Source organism: Paludibacterium purpuratum, from assembly GCF_004363805.1.
Taxonomy (GTDB): Bacteria; Pseudomonadota; Gammaproteobacteria; order Burkholderiales; family Chromobacteriaceae; genus Paludibacterium; species Paludibacterium purpuratum.
Genome location: NZ_SNZP01000003.1, coordinates 222,172 through 244,721 on the forward strand (window position 1 = coordinate 222,172; position 22,550 = coordinate 244,721).

18 protein-coding genes and 4 tRNA genes are annotated in these 22,550 nt (G+C 60.2%); 9 read left to right on the top strand and 13 right to left on the bottom strand.

What is annotated here, in order from left to right:
• The first annotated feature begins 15 nt into the window (after positions 1–15).
• Together DFP86_RS05075 and DFP86_RS05080 are read left to right on the top strand one after the other, a co-directional pair.
• Complete coding sequence (locus DFP86_RS05075) at positions 16–651, top strand: LysE family translocator (protein ID WP_133678929.1); 636 nt, start codon at positions 16–18, stop codon at positions 649–651.
• A 277-nt stretch (positions 652–928) separates the two neighbouring features.
• Positions 929–2,158 carry an ATP-grasp domain-containing protein gene (locus tag DFP86_RS05080; RefSeq protein WP_133678930.1) on the top strand — a complete coding sequence of 410 codons (1,230 nt, stop codon included), beginning with the start codon at positions 929–931 and terminating at the stop codon, positions 2,156–2,158.
• Positions 2,159–2,378: 220 nt separating this feature from the next.
• On the opposite strand, the gene DFP86_RS05085 is transcribed toward DFP86_RS05080, so the two are convergent.
• Both DFP86_RS05085 and DFP86_RS05090 read right to left on the bottom strand, forming a co-directional pair.
• Entirely contained in the window at positions 2,379–2,876 is a 498-nt protein-coding gene (locus DFP86_RS05085; protein ID WP_208108232.1) for a MarR family winged helix-turn-helix transcriptional regulator, read from the bottom strand.
• Between the two features lie 39 nt (positions 2,877–2,915).
• Positions 2,916–3,365, bottom strand: coding sequence for an ester cyclase (locus DFP86_RS05090; RefSeq protein WP_208108233.1), 450 nt, complete (start codon positions 3,363–3,365; stop codon positions 2,916–2,918).
• A 314-nt stretch (positions 3,366–3,679) separates the two neighbouring features.
• Here DFP86_RS05090 and DFP86_RS05095 point away from each other — a divergent pair, with 314 nt between their 5' ends.
• The gene (locus tag DFP86_RS05095) at positions 3,680–4,921 is read left to right on the top strand and encodes an NRAMP family divalent metal transporter (protein ID WP_133678931.1); all 1,242 of its coding nucleotides are present in this window, start codon (positions 3,680–3,682) and stop codon (positions 4,919–4,921) included.
• Positions 4,922–4,985: 64 nt separating this feature from the next.
• Here the strand turns inward: DFP86_RS05095 and DFP86_RS05100 are convergent, their stop codons facing one another.
• The 3 genes from DFP86_RS05100 to DFP86_RS05110 all read right to left on the bottom strand — a co-directional run bounded on the left by DFP86_RS05100 (position 4,986) and on the right by DFP86_RS05110 (position 7,470).
• Positions 4,986–5,621 carry a carbonic anhydrase gene (locus DFP86_RS05100; protein WP_133678932.1) on the bottom strand — a complete coding sequence of 212 codons (636 nt, stop codon included), beginning with the start codon at positions 5,619–5,621 and terminating at the stop codon, positions 4,986–4,988.
• A 442-nt stretch (positions 5,622–6,063) separates the two neighbouring features.
• Positions 6,064–7,212 (bottom strand): Fic family protein, encoded by a 1,149-nt coding sequence (locus tag DFP86_RS05105; RefSeq protein WP_133678933.1) that lies wholly within the window; start codon positions 7,210–7,212, stop codon positions 6,064–6,066.
• 182 nt (positions 7,213–7,394) lie between these two features.
• Positions 7,395–7,470 (bottom strand) — tRNA-Ala (locus DFP86_RS05110).
• A 194-nt stretch (positions 7,471–7,664) separates the two neighbouring features.
• Between DFP86_RS05110 and DFP86_RS05115 the strand changes: the two genes are divergently transcribed.
• The 5 genes from DFP86_RS05115 to DFP86_RS05135 all read left to right on the top strand — a co-directional run bounded on the left by DFP86_RS05115 (position 7,665) and on the right by DFP86_RS05135 (position 10,645).
• Entirely contained in the window at positions 7,665–8,894 is a 1,230-nt protein-coding gene (locus DFP86_RS05115) for an aspartate kinase (protein WP_133678934.1), read from the top strand.
• A 56-nt stretch (positions 8,895–8,950) separates the two neighbouring features.
• A tRNA-Ser gene (locus tag DFP86_RS05120) sits at positions 8,951–9,043 on the top strand.
• Between the two features lie 10 nt (positions 9,044–9,053).
• A tRNA-Arg gene (locus DFP86_RS05125) sits at positions 9,054–9,130 on the top strand.
• A gap of 6 nt (positions 9,131–9,136) precedes the next feature.
• Positions 9,137–9,212 (top strand) — tRNA-Glu (locus DFP86_RS05130).
• 242 nt (positions 9,213–9,454) lie between these two features.
• Positions 9,455–10,645, top strand: coding sequence for a GGDEF domain-containing protein (locus tag DFP86_RS05135; protein WP_133678935.1), 1,191 nt, complete (start codon positions 9,455–9,457; stop codon positions 10,643–10,645).
• On the opposite strand, the gene ettA is transcribed toward DFP86_RS05135, so the two are convergent.
• The 7 genes from ettA to gpmI all read right to left on the bottom strand — a co-directional run bounded on the left by ettA (position 10,646) and on the right by gpmI (position 20,512).
• Positions 10,646–12,310, bottom strand: coding sequence for an energy-dependent translational throttle protein EttA (gene ettA, locus DFP86_RS05140; RefSeq protein ID WP_133678936.1), 1,665 nt, complete (start codon positions 12,308–12,310; stop codon positions 10,646–10,648).
• A gap of 48 nt (positions 12,311–12,358) precedes the next feature.
• A complete protein-coding gene (gene ppk1, locus DFP86_RS05145; protein ID WP_133678937.1) occupies positions 12,359–14,416 on the bottom strand; it encodes a polyphosphate kinase 1 in 2,058 nt (685 codons plus the stop codon).
• 61 nt (positions 14,417–14,477) lie between these two features.
• Positions 14,478–14,753 carry an oxidative damage protection protein gene (locus tag DFP86_RS05150; protein ID WP_133678938.1) on the bottom strand — a complete coding sequence of 92 codons (276 nt, stop codon included), beginning with the start codon at positions 14,751–14,753 and terminating at the stop codon, positions 14,478–14,480.
• An 89-nt stretch (positions 14,754–14,842) separates the two neighbouring features.
• A complete protein-coding gene (gene argA / locus DFP86_RS05155) occupies positions 14,843–16,150 on the bottom strand; it encodes an amino-acid N-acetyltransferase (RefSeq protein ID WP_133678939.1) in 1,308 nt (435 codons plus the stop codon).
• A gap of 103 nt (positions 16,151–16,253) precedes the next feature.
• Positions 16,254–17,669, bottom strand: a complete 1,416-nt coding sequence (locus DFP86_RS05160) for a S41 family peptidase (RefSeq protein ID WP_243729307.1) — start codon at positions 17,667–17,669, stop codon at positions 16,254–16,256.
• 24 nt (positions 17,670–17,693) lie between these two features.
• The gene (locus DFP86_RS05165; protein WP_243729308.1) at positions 17,694–18,995 is read right to left on the bottom strand and encodes a murein hydrolase activator EnvC family protein; all 1,302 of its coding nucleotides are present in this window, start codon (positions 18,993–18,995) and stop codon (positions 17,694–17,696) included.
• Entirely contained in the window at positions 18,992–20,512 is a 1,521-nt protein-coding gene (gene gpmI / locus DFP86_RS05170) for a 2,3-bisphosphoglycerate-independent phosphoglycerate mutase (protein WP_133678940.1), read from the bottom strand. The genes DFP86_RS05165 and gpmI overlap by 4 nt, the downstream gene beginning before the upstream one ends.
• A gap of 104 nt (positions 20,513–20,616) precedes the next feature.
• Here gpmI and DFP86_RS05175 point away from each other — a divergent pair, with 104 nt between their 5' ends.
• Entirely contained in the window at positions 20,617–20,913 is a 297-nt protein-coding gene (locus tag DFP86_RS05175) for an ArsR/SmtB family transcription factor (protein ID WP_133678941.1), read from the top strand.
• Between the two features lie 82 nt (positions 20,914–20,995).
• On the opposite strand, the gene xseA is transcribed toward DFP86_RS05175, so the two are convergent.
• A complete protein-coding gene (xseA, locus tag DFP86_RS05180) occupies positions 20,996–22,351 on the bottom strand; it encodes an exodeoxyribonuclease VII large subunit (protein ID WP_133678942.1) in 1,356 nt (451 codons plus the stop codon).
• Positions 22,352–22,550 lie beyond the last annotated feature (199 nt).

Genomic DNA, 22,550 nt, shown 5'->3' on the forward strand with positions numbered 1-22,550 from the left:
CGATGAGGAGAAGCCATGAGTGAATACGCCAATCTGTGGTTGTACTTTTTGCTGGTCTTCGGCGTCATCATCCTGCCCGGCATGGATATGGCGTTTGTCATGAGTAGCAGCATGACGGGAGGGCGACGCGTCGGGCTGGTCGCGGTAGCCGGCATCGTGGCCGGCGGGATATGCCACATGCTGATTGCGGCCACAGGGCTGAGCGTACTGCTCAAGCTCGTTCCGGCTACTTTCCTGATTTTGCTGTTTGCCGGTGCGATCTATATCGCCTGGATTGGTTGGTCCTTACTGCATACCCGCTCGCTGGCCAGTTCGGTGGCGACCAGGGGCGCGCGTACTGCCCGACAGGGCTTCTTCGGGGCGATGGCGACCTGTCTGCTCAATCCCAAAGCCTACCTGTTCATGCTCGCGATCTTCCCGCAGTTTGTACGCGCCGACCGGGGGCCGATCTGGATGCAGGCCAGTGTGCTGAGCTTGATCACCGCGGCTACGCAAGTGGCGGTCTACGGCAGCCTGGCGCTGCTGGCCGCCCAGGCCATGAAAACGCTGGCGGATAAACCCAAAGCCGGCGCCTATGCGGCACGCGGTGTCGGGCTGATGCTGATTCTGGCATCCGTCGTCACCGTATGGAGCGGCATTCGATCGCTGTAAGCGAGCCGCTGACGATCCCTCGCGTCAATGCATCGTCGATCACGAAAACCGGGGCGGTTCCCCGCGATCGTGGCGATACTGGCAGATCCGTTGCGCTCCAGGTACGCGAGCGTTCATTGCCCTGTCCATCTGTCCTGCCCCCATGCCAGATTGTCATGGCCGATTGGGCAGACGAGGAAAGCGCAAGATCTTTTATTTGCCGCTGTAGTACTAGTGTGTGGTCCTTTTGCGGCGTAATCTGCATCTGCTCACCAAACACCTGGCGCGGCACGCTTCCATGAGCAGTTTCACGCATCGCGGGCAGCTTCCTGGCGGCAGAGATATTTCCGGAAATCGACTAGCGAAAACCCATAAGGACTCCATGGAAAACCTGCCCGTTTCCGCCCCCTGTGTACTGCTGGTTGGCCTCATGCCCGGCTTCGGCGGCATGCACCTGCCCCGGCATCTGGCCCGCGTGGGCTTGCGCGTGGCCTTCCTCGGCACGAGGGCCTGTATGGCCTCTAGCTCCGGCTTCGTGGAGGAGTTTCTCCCTTGGGAGCCCGAGAACGGCGGCCACTATCAGGTGGCCCCGTTCGCCAAGGCGGTCCGGCATTGCCGGCCTGTCTGCCTCGTCCCCATCGACGAATGCGCCGCTGAACTACTTCAAATCATGGGTCGGGGAACAACGGGGCAAGAGGCGGCATTCACCCTTCCCGGAGACATTGCCGAACTGGTCCGCAATTCCCTGGGAAACCCGGATCATTACCCGCTGGCATCAGCCCGACAGCGCGCTTATCAGACCAGCCGGACGGCGGACATCCCGGTCCCGGAGCAGGCTGACGTGTCGACCCTGGGAGAGATCATTGACTTCGCGCGTCGCCATCAGTGGCGGATCGTGGTGAAGAGGGAACGCTCCATGGGGGGGGTAGGGATCCACATCCTCGATAGCGAGGCGGCCACCAGGGAGTTCGTGGCACAGGGCCTCTTCCTGGCTTCTGGCGGAAAATGGGTTGCCCAGGCCTTCATGCCGGGCCGCCTGGGCATGCATGCGGTGTTCGCCGTCCGAGGGCACGTGCTGGCTGCGGTGAGCGCCATCCAATTACTCAGGCGGAGCGAGAATGCGAGCGCGCCGAGCAGCGTGGTCATGCTCTGCGGGCACAAGGCTATGGCCGCCAGCGGTGCCGCGTTCGTCGAGGCCACGGGGGCCTCGGGTTTCCACGGCTGGGACTTTCAGGTCGATGAAGGCGGAAACGCCTTTTTGATTGAACACAATCCCCGTCCCATCTCCATCTCCCATCTGGGCGGGTTGCTGGGCAGTGACCTCATGGCCGCCCTGGCGGCTTCCTGTGGTGTTCGTGTTCCGCCGCCCCCGCATCCGCCGATGGATGAATGCCGGGTGACGCTTTTTCCCGACGAGTGGCGGCGGGATGCCGCAAGCCCGTGGCTGCACGGCCAGTTCCATGATGTCCCCTGGGATGATCCCGCCCTGCTGGGGAGAGTGATGGCGGCAAATTTCAGTTATCGGTGATCGCCGCCTGCCGGCGCTGCCCCACGGCGAACCCCGGTCTTCCCCCGCCCGGTCAAACGCATACACGTCGGTTTCCAGGATCCGCATGGTGAACCGCTCGATCGCTTCATTGCCGTACAGGAGGCGGCTCGCAGTCTGCTGGCCGCGGTGAGCTACAAGCTGGATGTCCTGCAGGCGGCCGCACGAGAATAAAGTAGGCGTCATGTGGCGCGAGCGCGTTCTACCGCAACGAAGCTGGGGCGTGCTCGCCGCAGTCCGTCGATACTAGCGTTCCGCACGTGTCCGAAAGTTTCCGCAACAGCGGGATCGCGGCGCGCAAGCTGGTCATTTCGTCGGTACTCAATGCGTGCAACATGGCGTTCGCCAGCCAATGCGATCGTCGAGCGCGCTCCTCTGCGATTTCGGCGCGTCCCAGCGCTGTGAGCGCGATCAGGACGCCTCGTCCGTCCTGTGGGTCAGGATAGCGGGTGACCAAGCCGGCTTCTTCGAGTGTCGCGATAACAAGCCGCATGCTCTGATGCTTCACCCCTCGGTTCTCCGCGATCGTCGCGATACTGACAGATCCGTTGCGCTCCAGGTATGCGAGCGTCTCCCCTTGTGCCGTCGTCGGCGTACCCGCTTGCGAGCGGACGGCACGGACGAATTGCCCAATGGCGCCACGCAGATCTTCTGCCAAAGCGGCCGCATCGCTGGTTGTATCGTATGTTTGCTTGGTCAACTTAGGCCTCTTCTTCTTTCGTAAGCTTCCGCTCCGCCTTTATTTCTCTGGCATCTGGCCAGCACGCAACTGCGCCAGGACGGATGGCAGCGTGTTGATCCCCCAATGTTCGATATAGCGCCCATCGCGAATGCGGACGATGTCGATCACCTCGATCGTCACAGGCAAGCCGGTCGCCGCGATACCCAACAGCGAGCCGGTGTGTTTGCCGGTCACGCGCTTCCGGGTGGTGACTTTGTCGCCATCGCACAATTGTTCATGGATTTGGACGGAGAGGCCGCCAAGCGCCGGTCTCAGGACATGCTCAAAGGTATGCCAGAGGCTCTCCGCATCATTGGGCGTGCCGGGCGCCGCCGAATGGTTGACGAAATCGGCATCGACCAGCGCGTCAAACGCGCTTCTGCTCCCTTGCTCTATCACTTCCCGGTTGAAGCGCCGGACAATTTCCTTGTTACTTTCCACGCCCATATCACTCTCCTCCAGAATCATCGATCGTCTCAACAAGCCGTTTAGATGATTTTATACAGTTAAACTGTATAAATGCAATGGGTATTCCGCTTCAACCCGGAGGCGGCACGTAGTCTGCTGGCCGCGGTGGGCGTTCTATCGGTTCCGGGTGGGACCGGGCCGGTTCCCGCAAGCGACGCGTCGAAATCAGTGGCGGTGCCGCTTTTAAGCAGGAAAGTCTCTGCGGTACTTGGGGTGACTTCGCCATCCGGACCTGTTTCCCAGCAGAATCATGTTGCAAATCCACTAAATGTTATTGATAATCATTCTCAATAAAGCCTTTGTGAGAATGATGTATGGACGCGATTGCTCTGGCACCTCCTTCCCGATTGAAAAGGGCTTTGGCCATTTTCGGCCCTGGCCTGGTGGTCATGCTGGCCGATACGGATGCCGGTAGCATCATCACGGCCGCCCAGAGTGGGGCCCAGTGGGGCTACAAGTTATTGCTACTGCAGATTTTGCTGATTCCCGTACTGTATATCGTGCAGGAGCTCACGGTGCGGTTGGGCACGGTGACCGGTAAGGGGCACGGCGATCTGATCAAACACCATTTCGGACGTCGATGGGGCTGGCTGTCGGTGGGCACGCTGCTGGCGGCCTGCCTGGGGGCGCTTCTGACGGAGATGAGCGGTCTGGTCGGTGTCGGGCAAATGTATGGTATTCCCGCCTGGCAAATGCTGAGTGCGGCCGTGGCCGGCTTGTCGCTGATGGCCTATACCGGCTCGTATCGATCGGTGGAACGGATCGCCATTGCTTTAGGCGCTTTCGAACTGGTGTTTGTGGTCGTGGCCTGCAAGGCGCGGCCTGAAGGCGCCGCGATGCTGGCCGGGTTGTCCAGCATGCCGCTGGGCAATCATGACTATCTTTTCCTGGTCGCCGCGAACATTGGTGCGGTCATCATGCCGTGGATGGTGTTTTATCAGCAGTCTGCGGTGGTAGAGAAAGGCCTGAGGGTGCACCATTTGCGTGCGGCGCGCTGGGACACGGCCATTGGCGCGGTGGTCACCCAGGTGATCATGGCCATGGTTTTGATTGTGACGGCAGCCACCTTGGCAAGTCGCGGACACAGCCACGCCGAATTGAATACCGTGCAGCAGATTGCCGACGCGATTACGCCGTTCCTGGGCGAACAGACAGGTAAGTTGCTGTTTGGCATGGGGATGATTGGTGCCTCACTGGTGGCGGCGATCGTTGTAACGTTGACGGCAGCACGAGCGCTGGGCGAGCTCATGGGGTATCGCCACACGTTGGAACACTCGCCGCGTCAAGCGCCTTGGTTCTATGCCACGTATACGCTGTCTCTGCTGCTGGCCGCGCTGTTTGTCGGCTCGGGGGCAAGTATGATCACCATCGGTGTTGGTGTTCAGGTGATGAATGCGTTGCTACTGCCGATCGTACTGGGTTTTCTCTATCTGTTGGCGCGGCGCCTGCCCAGCCCTTATCGACTTAAGGGCGCCTATGCCTGGGTGGCGGCCTCAATCATCGGCGTGACCGTTTGCCTTGGCGTGTATTCGGGGATTGCCGGTCTCTTCGCCTGATCGATCGCCTTGTCCCTGGACGTGGGCTTGATGACGGATGGAGGCAACAACCCGGTTTCCTTAACTAGGTTGCATTCACCTCGCGGTTGTCCGATAGCGGGACAAAATTCATGGTTTTGCCATCGAGCGCTTCAATGACGCCATCTTCAATGTTGTAAACCCAACCATGCAGATTGAGTCGGCGTTGAGCAATGGCAAGGGCAACGGACGGGTGGGTTCTGATGTTCGCGAGTTGGGCTATCACATTTTCCCGAACCAGCGCATCGGCTTTCTCCTGTTGGGTGGCATATTCTCTAGCGGAAACGATCGCCTTAGCGGAGTCGGCATAGCGTAACCAGTGAGCGACCGCCGGAAGATGGTCGAGACACTGGCAACTGGAGATGGCCGCCATCGCCCCGCAATTCGAATGACCGCAAATGACGATGTCGGTTATTTTTAGAACGGATACCGCATATTCGACCGTCGCCGAGACGCCGCCAGGCTCGGGGCCGTAGGATGGCACGATATTTCCCGCATTGCGGATGACAAAAAGATCGCCAGGTTCTTGCTGGGTTAACAGTTCCGGTACGACCCGGCTGTCGGAGCACGTCACAAAGAGTGCTTTGGGGCTCTGCTGTTCCGCCAGTTCTTTAAATAGCGCTGTTCTAGTCGGATAGACCTCTTTTTGGAATTTCAAAAAACCTTCAATCACTTTTTGCACTAGCAAAACCTCCAAATGAGCCGCCCCGGCATCGGTAGATGGCTATCTTGCCACCGGATCGGGGGACTTACAAAAACCGGGGCAGTCCGCACGGCCCGAAAGGAACTGGCTGGTGTCGTGGCTGCCGGCAGAGCATGGGATCCCCGTGCTCTGTGGCCTGGGAAGCTTTATGGTTCCGATCACAAAATTGTGTCCCGGGGAGCATAACTCTGCCGCCCTCTGGAAGCATATCGTTGTTGTTTTCTCGGCATTTCCCTGCCCCCGTGCGCGTGCTACCGCTCGTAGCTGGAAGGATAACTTGGCCGAATGCACCGTTTAGTAACCATAAAATTGCCTGGAGGCAAAAGCCGATGGATTATGGACCGAGCCGCCGCTTTTACCGCCGCTGATTCCAAAGCACGACATGCTGTCGATGCCTCGCCATTAGCCGGCTGGCTACAGGTCAGCGACTGAGCAGTTCGACGTACGCCTGGTAGCTGTAGTTGCGGTTCTTTTTTTGCCCTGTCATTTCCGTTACGATACCCAAATCTTCGAGCGCCTTCACCGCAGCCGTAGCAGTAGGAAAGCTGGTATCCAATTGCTGTCGCACTCGTTCGATCGTGAAGCGTGGCATCATCGGCAGCATCTCGAATAGCCGATAGCTTGCAGGGCCAGCCTTGGTCGACTGCAGCAGCCGTCTGCGGTCGGCCGCGATGAGACTGGCGACTTCAATGATGTTTTTCTCCGCATACCCGGCGGCGGTAGTTACCCCCTCCAGAAAGAAAGATACCCAGGATTCCCAATCTCCATCGGTACGAATGGCCGACAAGCGACGGTAGTACTCCGTCTGGTGCTGCTTCAGGTAGCCACTGAGGTACATCAACGGCTCCGACAGTAATCCCCAATGCTCGAATAATGCCGCGATCAGCAGACGACCGATGCGACCGTTGCCGTCAAGGAAGGGGTGGATGGTTTCAAACTGAGCGTGGACAAGCGCCACTTTAATCAGGAGTGGCAAATCTTTCGTTTCATCGTGAATGAACCGTTCCATGTCTGCCAGCAAGTCGGATACGCACTCCGGCGGAGGTGGTACAAATACTGCATTGCCGGGCCTGGTTCCTCCGATCCAGTTTTGCGACCGACGCAATTCGCCCGGCTGTTTTGTGGCGCCTCGCGCACCATTGAGCAATTGCCGATGAGCATCGCACAGCAGTCGCACACTGATGGGCAGCCCATTGGGGATGCGAAATTGTTCCTGAACCCAGCGGAAAGCCTGCAGGTAGTTGGTGATCTCCTCCACGTCGTCGGTGTTGCTCACCTTGAAACCAGCCTCTTCATCGAACAAGTCGGTCAGCGTGGCCTGTGTGCCCTCGATCTGGGAAGTAAGCAAGGCTTCCTTGCGGATGGCGCTGTAAAGCAGCCAGTCCACTGACGGCACCAATCCCGATACCCCTTCCAGGCGCGCCAGCGCCAGTTCTGCCTGGCGATTGAGGTCAATGAACGCCGTGGGGGATAATGCAGGATCCGTCGGTGGCAACGGGTGGGGCACGAATGCGTGTACCGTTTCACCCAGAGTCGTCGAAATCGCGTAGCTACCAGAGGTGCGAGGCATTTAAAGTACTCTTTAGTACATTGAAATCAAATTAAACCATCCTTTAATTTGATTCGCAACAATGAACGAAAGCTTTCATATCACCGTAAAGTCAGTGCATCAGGACAGGGCCGCAAAGGCGTTGGTGCCAGAGGTACTTTAATCGCGGATGACAACAACGAAGGAAAAATAAAAAAGGGGGATGGTGGACCGAAGGAGGATCGAACTCCCGACCTCTGCATTGCGAACGCAGCGCTCTCCCAGCTGAGCTATCGGCCCCCGAAGAATGCCGTAAATTCTAGAGATCCCCGTCGCGGCTGACAAGCCCCCGTCCGGCTTTCCCGTTGCAGCTCCGTCCGGCTGTTGCGCTGCAGCAGAAATTTCTTGATATACCGCAATGTCGCTTGCATTTCTTGTCAGCTTGCGGCAAGAATCGAAGCTCGACATTCAACATAAATTCAAAGACAAAGAGCATGGCACTAATCGTACAAAAGTACGGGGGCACGTCTGTCGGCACCACGGAAAGAATCAAGAACGTGGCGCGGCGTGTGGCCCGTTGGAAGGCGCAGGGGCATGACCTGGTGATCGTTGTGTCGGCGATGAGTGGAGAAACCAACCGTCTGATCGCTCTGGCGAACGATATTCAAGCCAATCCGGATCCGCGCGAACTGGATGTGGTGGTTTCCACCGGCGAGCAGGTCACCATTGGTCTGTTGTCGATGGCGCTGCAGGAAATCGGTGTACCGGCCCACAGCTATTGCGGCTGGCAGGTGCGGGTCACCACCGACAGCGCGCATGGCAAGGCACGCATTCAATCGATCGACGAAGAGGAAATCCGCGCCGATCTGTCCGCCGGCAAAGTGGTGATCGTGGCGGGTTTTCAGGGTGTGGACGAGTTGGGCCACATCACGACGCTGGGCCGCGGCGGTTCGGATACTTCGGCCGTGGCATTGGCCGCGGCGCTGGGCGCCGAGGAATGCCAGATCTACACCGATGTCGACGGGGTCTATACCACCGACCCGCGCGTGGTGCCGGAGGCGCGCCGCCTCAAGACCATCACCTTCGAGGAGATGATCGAGATGGCGAGTCTGGGCTCCAAGGTGCTGCAGATTCGTTCGGTCGAATTCGCCGGCAAGTACCGGGTTCGCTTGCGCGTGTTGTCCAGTTTCGAAGAGGACGAAGGGGAAGGCACGCTGATTACGTTTGAGGAAGATGAGAATATGGAAAAGGCAGTTGTGGCAGGCATCGCATTTGACCGCAATGAAGCGCGCATCAACGTCAAAGGGGTGCCGGACAAGCCGGGCATTGCCTATCAGATCCTCGGGCCGATCGCCGATGCCAATATCGAAGTCGACATGATCATCCAGAATGTCGGCGAAAACGGCACTACGGATTTTTCCTTCACCGTGCCGCGCGGCGAATTTCAGCGTTCGCTGACCATTCTGCGCGATGTGCAGGCGCATATCGGCGCCGCCAAGATTGATGCCAATGACAAGGTGGCCAAACTGTCGATCGTCGGCGTGGGCATGCGGTCGCATTGCGGCGTGGCGTCGACCATGTTCCGCACCCTGGCGGAGGAGGGCATCAACATCCAGATGATCTCCACTTCGGAAATCAAGGTGTCGGTGCTGGTGGACGAAAAATATCTGGAATTGGCCGTTCGCGTGTTGCATAAGGCTTTTTCCCTGGATCAGGAAGATTAATTCCTGCGAAGCTTGACAGAGGTGGCGGGTTTCCTTAATATCGCAAACCTCTGAACGGAGAAATGGCCGAGTGGTCGAAGGCACACCCCTGCTAAGGGTGCATACGGGCAAAACCTGTATCGAGGGTTCGAATCCCTCTTTCTCCGCCAGACCTCCCGCGCACCCGTAGCTCAGTTGGATAGAGTATCTGGCTACGAACCAGAGGGTCGGGCGTTCGAATCGCTCCGGGTGCGCCACTCCTGGTCCCCATCGTCTAGAGGCCTAGGACATCGCCCTTTCACGGCGGTAACCGGGGTTCGAATCCCCGTGGGGACGCCAAGATTGATTAGCCACTTATTCTTTTCGAGAAAAGTGGCTTTTTTCATGTTCGTGCGTCTCTCGCGCCGCTTCCTGATGGCGGCGATGCAACAGCGCCTATCGGCCTCCCGGTCCATGTTCTCCCGTCATTCCCTAGTAATCCGGTCGCGATGGCGCCGTCGATGACTAAGCTTAAATAATATGACTGTGTTATTTTTTGAGCATGCTGGATAGAATGTAAGCCACATTACGTTGAGATGACGATGCGCATTGCAAACCTGCTTTGGCAGTGGCTGCTCGGCCTGTTGCCGGGCGAAGTCGAGCCGAACGAAACCGGTTGGCTGGTCAGCCCGCGCTTACATATGCCGCTGATCGTGTTTAGGCGTGCGCAGATGATTCTCAACCGGGTCAGGTTGTTTGCCAGTCTGTTCGCCGTGCTGACGCCGCTATGGGTGTTGGTGGATGTCGCCACGTTTCCGATGGCGCTGTGGTTGCGCCTGGCCGCGCTGCGGCTGGTGGCCACCTGTGCCTTTGTCGCATTGGTGTTGTTATTGCCGCAGCATGGTCGCCTGCGCCATGCCTATCGCGCGATGATTGCGCTGTTCGCTATTCCCACCGTGTTCTATTTGGTTTCCCACCTGCTACTGACACAACAGCATTTGCATGGCTCGGCGGCGGCGATCAGTGCCGGCTATGCATTCCTGCCGTTTGTGTTGCTGGCCGGCCTGGCGATCTTCCCCCTGACGTTGATCGAGACGGCGTTTTTTTCACTGGCGGTGTTGGGGGCGAACATGGTGGCCTATGCCTTCAACTGGGGCGAGGTCAGCTTGCCGTCGTTCGGGGCGCAACTATGGCTGCTGATGCTGTTGGCCGGCGTGGCGAGCCTGGCCAGCCTGAGCCAATTGGCCTTTATCATCGCATTGGTCAATCAAACGATTCACGATCCGTTGACCGGGATGTTCTCGCGACGTAGCGGCGAGGAGTTGCTGGAGTTGCAGCAAAGCTATGCTTTGCGCCACAACACCCCGTTGTCGATTGCTTTCGTCGATCTGGATTGTTTCAAGCGCATCAACGACGACTTCGGACACGAGGCCGGCGACAAGGTGCTCAAGCAGGTCAATCGCGCCATCGGGCGCAATCTGCGTCATGGCGATATTCTGATCCGCTGGGGCGGCGAGGAGTTTTTGCTGGTGATGCCGAATACCGATAAGACGCAGGCGCGCCAGGCCTTGCTGCGAGTGTTGGAGAGCGGCTTGGGCAAACGTCCGGATGGCGATACCCTGACTTGCAGCATCGGCTTGGCCGAACGGCATGCCGATCGCGAGTGCGGCTGGCGTGCGCTGGTCGACATGGCCGATGTGCGCATGTATCGCGCCAAACGGGAGGGCGGCAACCGCCTGGTGACGGAGGTGGAGGAGGAGCCGGTCATGAACCGGCCCCTGGTGACGCCTTGATCAGCGGGTGATCGGCTTGTAGCGGATGCGCTTGGGTTTTGCGCCTTCCTCGCCCAATCGTTTCTTCTTGTCGGCTTCGTACTCCTGGTAGTTACCGTCGAAGAATACCCACTTGGAATCGCCTTCGCAGGCCAGGATGTGGGTGGCGATGCGGTCGAGGAACCAGCGGTCGTGGCTGATCACCATGACGCAACCGGCGAACTCCAACAGCGCGTCTTCCAGTGCGCGTAGCGTTTCCACGTCGAGGTCGTTGGACGGTTCGTCGAGCAGCAGCACGTTGCCGCCGGCGATCAGGGTCTTGGCCAAGTGCAGCCGGCCGCGTTCACCGCCCGACAGTTGGCCGACGATTTTCTGCTGATCGGCGCCCTTGAAGTTGAAGCGGCCGATGTAGGCGCGCGATGGCGTTTCGTAGCGTCCTACCGTCAACAGGTCGTGGCCGTCGGCGATTTCGTCGAAGACGGTCTTGTTGGCGTCCAGCGAGCCGCGGCTTTGATCGACGTAGGCCATCTTCGCCGTCGGCCCGATCTTGACGTCGCCGCTATCCGGCTGTTCTTGGCCGGCGATCATGCGGAATAGCGTGGACTTACCGGCGCCGTTGGGGCCGATGATGCCGACGATGGCGCCTGGCGGCACCTTGAAGCTCAGGTCGTCGATCAACAGCCGGTCGCCGAAGGCCTTGCTGACATGGTCGAACTCGATGACCTCGTTACCCAGCCGTTCGCCGACCGGGATGAAGATTTCCTGGGTTTCGTTGCGGCGCTGGTATTCCTGGCTCGACAGTTCTTCGAAACGCGACAGACGGGCCTTGGACTTGGCCTGGCGTCCCTTGGGGTTCTGACGAACCCATTCCAATTCTTTCTTGATGGCGCGCTGGCGGGCCGATTCGCTCGATTCCTCCTGTTTCAGGCGTGCCTCCTTCTGGTCGAGCCAAGAGGAGTAATTGCCCTTCCAGGGGATGCCGTGTCCGCGGTCGAGCTCGAGAATCCATTCGGCGGCGTTGTCGAGGAAGTAGCGGTCGTGCGTCACGGCCACCACGGTGCCGGGGAAACGTACCAGGAACTGTTCCAGCCATTCGACCGATTCGGCGTCCAGGTGGTTGGTCGGCTCGTCGAGCAGCAGCATGTCGGGTTTGGACAGCAGCAGGCGGCACAGCGCCACGCGGCGCTTTTCGCCGCCGGACAGATGGTCGATCTTGGCATCCCAATCCGGCAGGCGCAGCGCGTCGGCGGCGATTTCCATCTGCTGGTTGGCGCTGCCGTCGCTGGCGGCCAGGATGGCCTCGTACTTGGCTTGTTCGGCCGACAGGAAATCGAAGTCGGCATCCGGTTCGGCGTAAGCGGCGTAAATTTCGTCCAGCTTCTTCTGCGCCGTCACCACGTCGCCCAACCCTTCTTCCACCGCTTCGCGCACGGTGTGCTCGGGGTTGAGTTCCGGCTCTTGCGCCAGATAGCCGATCTTGATGCCCGGCATCGGGATGGCTTCGCCCTCGATTTCCTTGTCGAGGCCGGCCATGATGCGCAGCACGGTGGATTTGCCCGAGCCGTTCAGGCCCAACAGGCCGATCTTGGCGCCAGGGAAGAAGCTAAGCGAAATGTCCTTGATGATCTGCCGCTTGGGCGGCACCACCTTGCTGACACGCAGCATCGAAAACACGTATTGAGACATGACTATCCGCTGAAATGTGGGTCGAAAAAAAGCGATTTTACCACGCCGTCAATGGGTGTATTCCTCGAGCAGCGTGTCCTGGGCGCAGCGCAGCCTGCCGCGCACGGCTTTGCGGCGATAGCTGCCGTCCGGTTGCATTTCCCAGGCATTGACGTTGTCTTCGAGGTACAAGCGCAACGCTTCCTTGATCAGCCGGCGCTTGAGCTTCGCATCGACGATCGGCACACAGGTTTCGATGCGGCGGAAGAAGTTGCGTCCCATCCAGTCGGCGCTGGCGATGTACAGGTCTTCCTCGCGGTCGTTGTAGAAGTAGAAGACACGCGGGTGTTCCAGAAAGCGACCGACGATCGAGCGCACGGTGATGTTGTCCGACAAGCCGGGTACACCGGGACGTAGCGCACAGACGCCGCGCACGATCAATTGGATCTTCACGCCGGCTTGGCTTGCGCGGTACAGCGAGGTGATCACCTGCGGGTCGAGCAGCGCGTTCATCTTGGCGATGATCTGCGCTTGGCGGCCTGCTTCGGCATGTTGGATCTCGCGGTCGATCGATTCGAGGATCATGCTGTGCAAGGTGAACGGGCTCTGGTGCAGCAGATAGAGCTTGCTGGCGCGGCCAAGGCCGGTCAACTGCACGAAAATATCGTTGACGTCGCTCGCGACTTTCTCGTTGCAGGTCAACAAGCCGAAGTCGGTATACAGCCGTGCGGTGCGCGGATGGTAGTTGCCGGTGCCCAGATGCACGTAGCGGATAAGTCCGCGTTCTTCGCGCCGCACGACCATCAGCATCTTGGCATGCACCTTGTAGCCGAACACGCCGTACACCACGTGTGCACCGGCATCCTCCAACTGCGAGGCCCAGCTGATGTTGGCCTCCTCGTCGAAGCGCGCCATGAGTTCCACCACCACGGTCACTTGTTTGCCGGCGCGCGCGGCGGCGATCAGCGAGTCCATCAGTACCGAGTCGGTGCCGGTACGGTAAACCGTCATCTTGATCGCCACCACTTGCGGGTCGGTGGCCGCCAGGTTCAGCAAATCGATGACCGGCTGGAAGCTTTGATAGGGGTGATGCAGCAGAATGTCGCCTTGGCCGATGGCCTCGAACAGGCCGATCTTTTTATCCAGTGCGGGCGGCAGACTGGGCACGAACGGCTTGAATTTCAGGTCCGGGCGGTCGACCAGGTCGGCCAGTTGCATCAGGCGCACCAGGTTGACCGGGCCGTCGACGCGGAAGACATCGCGTTTGTCGAGGCCGAACTGGGTGAGCAGGAATTCCTCCATGTGCGGCGGGCAGGTGTCGGCCACTTCCAGCCGGACGGCGTCGCCGAACTGGCGGTGGCGCAATTCGCCTTGCAGCGCGGTGCGCAGGTTTTTCATGTCCTCTTCTTCGAGGTTGAGTTCGCTATTGCGCGTCACGCGGAATTGATAGCATCCCTTGACCGTCATGCCGAGGAACAGCTCGTGCACATGCGAGTGCAGGATCGAGGACAGGAAAACGAAGGTATGGGGGTGGCCGTCGCTGATTTCGGCCGGTAACTGGATGACGCGCGGCAAGATACGCGGCGCCTGCACGATGGCGATGCCGGACTGGCGACCGAAGGCATCGCGGCCCTCCAGCTCGACGGCGAAGTTCAGACTTTTGTTGAGCACCTTGGGGAACGGGTGCGACGGGTCGAGCCCGATCGGCGTCAGGATCGGCATCAATTCGCGGTGGAAAAACGCCTTCACCCATTCCTGTTGTTCGATGGTCCACTCGATACGGCGCAGAAACTGGATGCTCTCGTCGCGTAGCGCCGGGAAGATCACCTCGCGCATGACGCCGTATTGCTCTTGAATCAGTTGGCGCGCGCCGGCACAGACCTTCTCCAAGCACTGTTCGGCATTGCGGCCGTCCGCCAGGATGCGTTCCGGGGTGTGTTCCTTGACCTCCTTGAGCCAGGCCACGCGCACCTCGAAGAATTCGTCCAGGTTGGAGGAGACGATGCAAAGAAACTTCAGACGCTCCAGCAGGGGGAGCCTGGGGTCTTCCGCTTGTGCCAGAACTCGGCGGTTGAACTCGATCAAGCCGAGTTCGCGGTTGAGCATGGTTTGTTCTTGGTCTGCCATGATGCGATCCGTGCGGAAGGAGAAAAGAAAAAAGCCCAGTATACCGGGCTTTTATTATGTTTCATTTTTCTTCTGGTGGAACATACCCACTTGGCGTTTCGGCGCCGTCGCCGAAGAAATAAGCTTCCAATTGCTGTGACAGATACTGCCGCGCGCGCTGGTCGGCCAGGCTCAGGCGATTTTCGTTGATCAGCATGGTCTGGTAGCGGATCCAACCTTGCCAGGCTTCCTTGGAGACGTGCTCGAACACGCGTTGACCGAGGGCACCGGGCAGCGGCGGGAAATCCAGGCCATCGGCCTCGCGGCCGAGCTTAATGCATTGAACAGTGCGTGCCATTGCAAATCCTTGATGCAAGTGAATTGAGATATGGCGCTTATTGTGGCATATCCGGATGAGCGCACCAACCTCGATCTAAGTGTGGGTTCTTAAAGGTGTCGGACGAATACCTTTGAGCGTCGTTGGTTGTTGTACAGCCGCCGCCGCGCTTCGGGCAGTTCGGACGGCGGCATCTCGGAGAAGCCGCGTTCGATGAACCAGTGCGCCGTCTTGGTGGTGAGTACGAACAGCGATGCCAAGCCCTGGGTGCGCGCCTGGTATTCGACGTGGCGCAACAGCAGCTCGCCGAAGCCGCTGTTGCGGCGCTCCTGCGCCACGGCGAGGCAGGCGAGTTCGGCGGTTTCCTCTTGGTGGAACGGGTGCATGGCGACACAGCCGTAGATGCGGTTGTCGTGCTCCAGGACGGTATAGCGCCCGATCTCCATTTCGAGATGCTCGCGGCTACGTCGTACCAGGATGTTTTGCTCTTCCAGCGGACGGATGAGCGCCATCAAATCGCCGATGTCGTCGATATTGGCCGGGCGTAGTTTCACCAGCGGGTCGCGGGCGATCATGCTGCCGGAGCCGACCGAGGTGAATAGCTCGGTCAAGAGCGCGCCGTTGTCGCTGTCGCTGACCAAATGGGCGCGGGTGACGCCTTCGCGGGTCGCGCGCACGGTGTAGGGCAGGTACAGCCGCGCCTCTTCGTTGACCGTGTCGGCAGCCAGGCGCTCGTCGGCCTGTTGCGCGGTCATGTTGTGGATCAACTCGCCATCTTCATCCAGGACGCCGATGCCCTCGATCAGGAAGATCAGCTTCTCGGCGCGTAGCGCGATAGCGGTTTCGGTCGCCACCTCTTCCATGGTCAGATTGAAGGCTTCGCCGGTCGGCGAGTAGCCGATGGGCGACATCAGCACCAGGTCGCCGTTGGAAAGCCAGGCATGGATCGCCTGGGTATCCAGTCGGCGAACTTGGCCGGTGTATTGCATGTCCACGCCGTCGACCACGCCGAGCGGCTGCGCGGTCAGGACGTTGCCGCCGACCACCCGTAGATGGGCGCCGTGCATCGGCGAATTCGGCATACCGGTGGACAGGGCCGCCTCGATATCCAAACGCGCCAAACCGATGGCCTGTTTGACGATGTCGATGGTGTCGTCGTCGGTGATGCGTCGATGGTGATGGAATTGCCGGGTCAAGCCGTGGCGTGCCAGTAGCTTGTCGATTTGCGGGCGGATGCCGTGCACCAGCACAACCCGGACCCCGAGGCTGACGAGCAGGTTGATGTCCGGCGCCAGACTGGGAAAGTGTCCGTTGTCGACGGTTTCGCCGCTGATGGCCAAGACGAAGATCTTGCCGCGAAAAGTATTGATATAAGGCGCCGCTTCGCGAAACGGCTGCGCAAACTGATGAGACAGCATGATGCCCGGCTCCGACAATATGGCGAGTGTTCAAACAACCGGCCGGGGAGAGCCTGCGCACCCCGGCCGGATCGATCCCGGCGCCCGTCCGGGCGCTGGGGCATTACTGGCTGGCGGCCTTCTTCATCAGCAGCTGCTGTACCTTGAGCGTATTCAACGCCTGGCTGAGCTGGTAGTCGTTGGCCGGGTCCGGCTCGTCGCCATTGGCTGCCGGGCGTGCCGGCTTGGTGGCGTCCGAGGCCGGCGCCGGGGCGGCTGCGGTCGGCTTGGCCGGCGCCGGGCGCGTGTCGTCGCCGTTCGGGTTGGCCAAGTGGCCTTCCAGATCGGCTTCGCGCACGGAGAAGGCCTGATAGGCCGAGTCGCCGCCGTCGGCCAGGATGTCCGGCGTGATGCCCTTGGCCTGGATCGAGCGGCCGCTCGGCGTGAAGTAGCGCGACGTGGTCAGACGGATGCCGCCATCGTTGGTCAATGGCAAGATCGATTGAACCGAGCCCTTGCCGAAGGTCTGCGTGCCGAGGATCAGCGCGCGCTTGCTATCCTGCAAGGCGCCGGCGACGATTTCCGAGGCGGAGGCCGATCCGCCGTTGACCAGCACCACCATCGGTACCTTGCGGCTTTGCTGCGGCAGCTTGGCCAGCGGGTTGGAGCCGTCGGCATTGGCGTAGTTGGCCAAGGTGGCGGTCAGATGCATCTTCGAGTCGCTGGTGCGGCCCTGGGTGTAGACCACCAGCGTGTCTTTGGGCAGGAAGGCCGCCGCCACGCCGACCGCGCCGTTGAGCAGGCCGCCAGGATCGTCGCGCAGGTCGAGCACCAGGCCCTTCAGGTCGCCCTTGTTGCTGGTGTACATGTTCTGGATGGCGCTGGCCAGGTTTTCCGCCGTATGTTCCTGGAACTGGGTCACGCGCACATAGCCGTAGCCCGGTTCGATCAGCTTGAACTTGACGCTCTTGGTGCGGATGATGGCGCGCGTCAGCGTCACCACGATCGGCTTGTCGGCGTTCTTGCGCGCGATCGTCAGCGTCACCTTGGTGCCCGGTTTGCCGCGCATGCGCTTGACGGCGTCGGTGAGGCTCAGGCCGCGCACCGGCGTGTCGTCGATCTTGACGATGAAGTCGCCGCTCTTGATGCCGGCCTTCTGCGCCGGGGTGTCCTCATAGGGGGCCACCACCTTGACCAGGCCGTCCTCGGCGCCGATCTCGATACCCAGGCCGCCGAATTCGCCCTGGGTCTTCTCGCGCAGATCCTTGAATTCGTCCGGCGTCATATAGTCGGAGTGCGGGTCGAGGCCGGTCAACATACCCTTGATGGCATCGTTGATCAGCTTCTTGTCGTCCACCGGTTCGACGTAATCCTGTTTGATGCGGCCGAATACCTCGGCAAAGGTCCGCAATTCGTTCAGCGGCAAGGCGGAGAGGCTGGCATCTTTCTCGGCGTAGGCCTGAATGCTCAGGGTCAGCGCCCCGCCCGCCAGTGCGCCGGCACAGATCAGCGCGATTTTTTTCAAGCGTTGACTACTCATCTGGAAGAACTCTCCGTTGACGTTTTAATGCACCCAGGTAAGGGGATTTACTGGCTTACCTAAGTAACGTATTTCAAAGTACAGGCCGGGCTCGCCGCTGTCCAGTGCCCCGGTGCTGCCCAGGCTGTCGCCGGCCTTGACCGCGTCGCCAACGCCGCGGCCGACCACCGACAGGCCGGTGTAGACCGTCAGGTAGTTGCCGCCGTGATCGACGATGACCGCGTTGCCGAAGCCCCTTAGCGCATCGGCATAGACCACGCGTCCGTCGGCCACCACGTGGACGGCCTGACCGCGACCGGCGTGAATGAAGACGCCTTTCCAGACGGTGCCTTCATTACGCATGGTGCCGAAGCGGCCGGCGATCTCGCCGGTGACCGGCAGCTTCATACGCCCTTGCAGGCTCTTGAAGGCGCGGCCGGCATTGCTGTCGTCGGCTGCCGTATCGACCGTTTCTACCGGCACTTGGGTCTTGGCGACCTCCGGCACGGGTTTGCCCTGTTTCTGCGCGTCGGCAGCCATCCGGCGGCGGCGCTCGTTTTCCTTGCGTGCCGCTTCCTGCCGTGCCTTGAACGCGGCCTTTTCCTTCGCCTTGCGTTCGGCGATCTGCTGCTGGATCTTGCGGTTGATGTTGGCGATCAGGTCGGTGAGCCGCTTTTCGTCCTGCTTGAGCTTGGCCAATTGATCTTGCCGATTCTGAATCTCGCTGTTCAGCTGGTGAACCTGCTGCTGCTTATCGGCTCGGGTCTGCTGCAGCTGACTCTTCTCCTGCGCTTTCTTGGTGCTCATGCCGACGATGATGTGCAATTGCTGTTCCAGCTGTTCGGCCAACTGCGCCAGCGACGCTTGGCGCTGATTCAGATCCTGGATCAGTTGTTGCTGCGCGCGAGCGATGTACTGGTAGTACACCAGGTCGCGCGAGGTCTGATTCGGATCGGAGCCGTTGAACATCAGCTTCATGGCATCGTGCTCGCCGTTGCGATACTGGTGTGCCAGCATCTGCGACACTTTTTGGCGTGCGAGGGCCACTTGCTGTTGGGCCGTCTGGATCTGATGCTCAAGGTCGGCCAGCCGCTGCGTGGAAGCGTTTTGTTTCTTGCCGAGTTGATTGAGCACCTGGTCGGTTTGCTGGATGGCCAGTTCCGACTGCTGGATGGCGGATTGCGCCTGCTTTTGCACCGCCTGTTTCTGGGCGATGTCCTTTTGCAGGCTGTCGATCTCCTTGCGCACCGCCTTCAGATTCTGTTGCTGCGGGGCGGTGCTCAAGGTCGTGGTCGCGGCCCAGGTCGGGCCGGCGAGCATCAAGAGGAGGAGTAGAGAACGTTTCACTGGAAGTCGATCAGGGATTCACCGGTCATTTCTGCGGGTTTGTCGAGGCCCATGATGCTGAGCATGGATGGGGCGATGTCGCGCAATGCGCCGCCGGCACGGATATGCGCGGCGCGGCCGATGTACAGGAACGGCACTTGGTTGGTGGTGTGCTGGGTGTGCGGTTGGCCATTGACGGCATCGTACATCTTTTCGCAATTGCCGTGGTCGGCACTGATCACCACCTCGCCGCCGGCGGCCAGCATGGCATCGACACAACGGGCGATGCAGCTGTCGAGCGCTTCGACGGCACGAACGGCGGCGTCGAAGTTACCGGTGTGACCCACCATGTCGCCGTTGGCGAAGTTGCAGATGATGGCATCGTACTTGTTCGAGGCGATGGCCTCGACGATGTGATCGGCTACTTGCGGCGCGCTCATTTCCGGCTGCAGGTCATAGGTCGCGACCTTGGGCGACGGCACCAGGATACGGTCTTCGCCCGGGTAGACCTGCTCTTCGCCACCGTTGAAGAAGTAGGTGACGTGCGGGTATTTCTCGGTTTCGGCGATGCGCAGCTGATGCAGGCCGAGGCCGGCCAGGTATTCGCCCAAACCGTTCTTGATGGTTTGCGGCGCGTACAGCGTCGGCTGCGGGTATTCCTCGCCGTAGCGCGTGAGCGTCGCGAAGTAGGCGAACTTCGGTTGACGCGCCTTGAAGCCGTCGAAACGGGCGTCGGTCAGCGCGCTGACCAACTGGCGTGCGCGGTCGGCGCGGAAGTTCATGAACAGTACGCTGTCGCCGTCGGCCATGACGGTCTTGGCGCCGATGGCGGTCGGCTTGACGAATTCATCGTTCTCGCCGCGCTGGTAGGCGGCTTCCAAGGCCGCGAGGCCGGTCTCGGCGTGGAACTCGCCCGCGCCGTCGACCAGCAGACGGTAGGCGGTTTCGACGCGTTCCCAGCGCTTGTCGCGATCCATCGCCCAATAGCGGCCGGTCATCGAGGCCAGACGGGCTACGGGAATGTCGGCCAGTACGGCGTCCAAGCGCTCCAGATAGCGGCGTGCGCTTTGCGGCGGCGTATCGCGGCCGTCGAGGAAAGCGTGCATGGCGACGCGTTGCACGCCGGCCCGTTGCGCGGCGCGCAGCACGGCGTGAATGTGGTTTTCGTGGCTGTGCACGCCGCCATCGGACAGCAGGCCCATGACGTGCAGGGTGCCGTTATGCGCTTGGCGGAAGGCCTCTTGCAAGGTGGGGTTCTGCTCGAAAGTGCCCGCCTCGATATCGCAATCGATGCGGCTGATGTCTTGCTGGACGATGCGGCCGGCGCCGATATTCAGGTGACCGACCTCCGAATTGCCGAACTGACCGGCGGGCAGACCGACGGAATGTTCGGACGCCTCAATGGTGCCGAATGCATATTTTGCACACAGGGCTTTCCAGTGCGGTGCACGCGCGTGCAGAATGGCATTGTCATCGCCTTCCGGTCGGTAGCCGAAGCCGTCCATGATCAGCAGCATTACAGGTGTGGGTTTTTTCATGATATTAGCAATCAGAATATTAGAAATTCTTGATGGAAGGCGATTTTATGTTTACTATTGTACCGTATATCGCATCAGAATAATGACTACTTAGGAGTAATACCTTGTTGTTCAATAATGACCAGATCGAACAATCCTCGCGGGCGATGAAGGCCATGTCGCACCCGTTGCGGCTGAAGATCATCTCCGTGCTCGAGGATCAGGAGGTCAGCGTTCAGGATATTGTCGAACAGGTAGGCACGTCGCAAAGCAATATTTCCCAACACTTGGCCATCATGCGCGACAAAGGGGTGTTGCGGACGCGCAAGGATGCGAACCGGGTGTACTACCGGGTGGGCGATATACGAACCCTCGAAGTGCTGAAAATGATGCGCGAAGTATTCTGCGGTTTCGGCGACTGAGTATCGACCTTCTATATAGATAGTATGGCGGCCGCTGGCCGCGCGATCCTAACGGGCTACGCATGCGTAGCCCGTCGGTTTTTTAAAACGGCAAACCGGGCTGAATGTCCGTTTGCCGGTCCACCACCGCTTCGGTGCGTCCCTGTGCCAATTGCAGTTTCAACCGTTGTCCCTGCCGTAGCTCGTCCGCGGATTTCACCACTTGTCCCGCTTCGGTTTGTACGATGGCATAACCGCGTTCCAGCACGGCCTGCGGATTGTACGACGATAGCAGTGCCGCGGCGCCGTGCACGGTTTGCTGCCGATTGATCAGCCATTGCTGCATGGCGCGGCGCAAGGCGTCGGTGCGCTGCGCCAAGCGCTCGCGGCGTCTGGGCAGGTCGGGGCGGTTTTGTGCGAAGCGGTTCTGTGTCAGCTCAAGCCGCATGCGGGCGCGTTGCATATGGCGTTGCATCTGTTGGCTCAACTGCTGGCCCACATGGGCGAGTTGCATGGCTTGTTGCTTCAGCCGCTCGCCGGGGTGTCGCAGTCGTTGGGCCTTCAGGTCGAGTTGCTGCGCCTTATGGTTGAGCTGGCGTGCCATGGCGCGTGCGAGGCCTTGGCGCGCCTGATCGATCTGGCGCTGTAGTTGCTCACGACTCGGCGCCGCCAATTCGGCCGCCGCCGTCGGCGTCGGGGCGCGCAGATCCGCGGCGAAGTCGCAGATGGTGAAGTCGGTTTCGTGGCCGACGCCGCTGATGATCGGGATCGGGCTGTTCGCCACCGCCCTGGCCACCACCTCCTCGTTGAACGACCATAAATCCTCGATGCTACCGCCGCCGCGGCAGACGATCAGCACGTCGACCTCGGCGCGCGCGCCGGCGAGCTTGATGGCTTCGGCGATTTGGGCTGCTGCGGCGTCGCCTTGTACCTGGGTCGGGTACAGGATCAGCGGCAGGCCGGGCATGCGCCGGGTCAGTGTCGTGACCACGTCGCGCAGCGCGGCGGCGGCGGGAGAGGTGACGATGCCCACCGCACGCGGCAGGTGCGGGATCGGACGTTTACGCTCGGCGGCGAACAGGCCTTCGGCGCTCAATTGCGCCTTGAGCCGTTCGAAGGCTTCGAATAGCCGGCCCAGTCCCGCCGCGCGCACCGTCTCGACGTTGATCTGAAATTCGCCGCGCGCCTCGTAGAGCGAGGGTAGACCGCGCAATTCGACCTGCTGGCCATTGGCTAGCCGAAACGGCAGCAGGCCGACGCGGTTGCGGAACATGACGCAGCGCACTTGGGCGCTGGCGTCCTTGAGCGAGAAATAGGCATGGCCGGAGGCTGCGATGGTCAGATTGGAGATCTCACCGCCGATCCAGGCTGCCGGCAGGCCGGATTCGAGTAGATCGCGCGCAAGACGGTTCAGCGCCGAGACGCTGATGACATCACCGGCAAGGGGAGAAAATGGCATTTTGTCAAGTCATCCACAGCAGTTGACAACGCACGGTTTTATGTGAAGAGATCGCGCCAATTCTTTAAAACCGCCTGGTGGTAGTGGTGTAAAACCTAATAAAAACAACCGTTTGGTGGTTTATTATCAAACGATTCTAATTGCTGCCCCATCTTGGTGAATGCGCGAAGAGGGAGCGGTTTTTTCAATATTATCAACA

What these genes read in the sequence shown, in the direction of transcription:
- DFP86_RS05135 (WP_133678935.1), top strand. Translation starts at nt 9,455, where the DNA reads ATGCGCATTGCAAACCTGCTTTGGCAGTGGCTGCTCGGCCTGTTGCCG.
- xseA (WP_133678942.1), bottom strand. Translation starts at nt 22,351, where the DNA reads ATGCCATTTTCTCCCCTTGCCGGTGATGTCATCAGCGTCTCGGCGCTG.
- DFP86_RS05150 (WP_133678938.1), bottom strand. Translation starts at nt 14,753, where the DNA reads ATGGCACGCACTGTTCAATGCATTAAGCTCGGCCGCGAGGCCGATGGC.
- DFP86_RS05090 (WP_208108233.1), bottom strand. Translation starts at nt 3,365, where the DNA reads ATGATTCTGGAGGAGAGTGATATGGGCGTGGAAAGTAACAAGGAAATT.
- DFP86_RS05105 (WP_133678933.1), bottom strand. Translation starts at nt 7,212, where the DNA reads ATGCCTCGCACCTCTGGTAGCTACGCGATTTCGACGACTCTGGGTGAA.
- DFP86_RS05075 (WP_133678929.1), top strand. Translation starts at nt 16, where the DNA reads ATGAGTGAATACGCCAATCTGTGGTTGTACTTTTTGCTGGTCTTCGGC.
- DFP86_RS05095 (WP_133678931.1), top strand. Translation starts at nt 3,680, where the DNA reads ATGGACGCGATTGCTCTGGCACCTCCTTCCCGATTGAAAAGGGCTTTG.
- ettA (WP_133678936.1), bottom strand. Translation starts at nt 12,310, where the DNA reads ATGTCTCAATACGTGTTTTCGATGCTGCGTGTCAGCAAGGTGGTGCCG.
- DFP86_RS05080 (WP_133678930.1), top strand. Translation starts at nt 929, where the DNA reads ATGAGCAGTTTCACGCATCGCGGGCAGCTTCCTGGCGGCAGAGATATT.
- DFP86_RS05115 (WP_133678934.1), top strand. Translation starts at nt 7,665, where the DNA reads ATGGCACTAATCGTACAAAAGTACGGGGGCACGTCTGTCGGCACCACG.
- ppk1 (WP_133678937.1), bottom strand. Translation starts at nt 14,416, where the DNA reads ATGGCAGACCAAGAACAAACCATGCTCAACCGCGAACTCGGCTTGATC.
- gpmI (WP_133678940.1), bottom strand. Translation starts at nt 20,512, where the DNA reads ATGAAAAAACCCACACCTGTAATGCTGCTGATCATGGACGGCTTCGGC.
- DFP86_RS05160 (WP_243729307.1), bottom strand. Translation starts at nt 17,669, where the DNA reads ATGAGTAGTCAACGCTTGAAAAAAATCGCGCTGATCTGTGCCGGCGCA.
- argA (WP_133678939.1), bottom strand. Translation starts at nt 16,150, where the DNA reads ATGCTGTCTCATCAGTTTGCGCAGCCGTTTCGCGAAGCGGCGCCTTAT.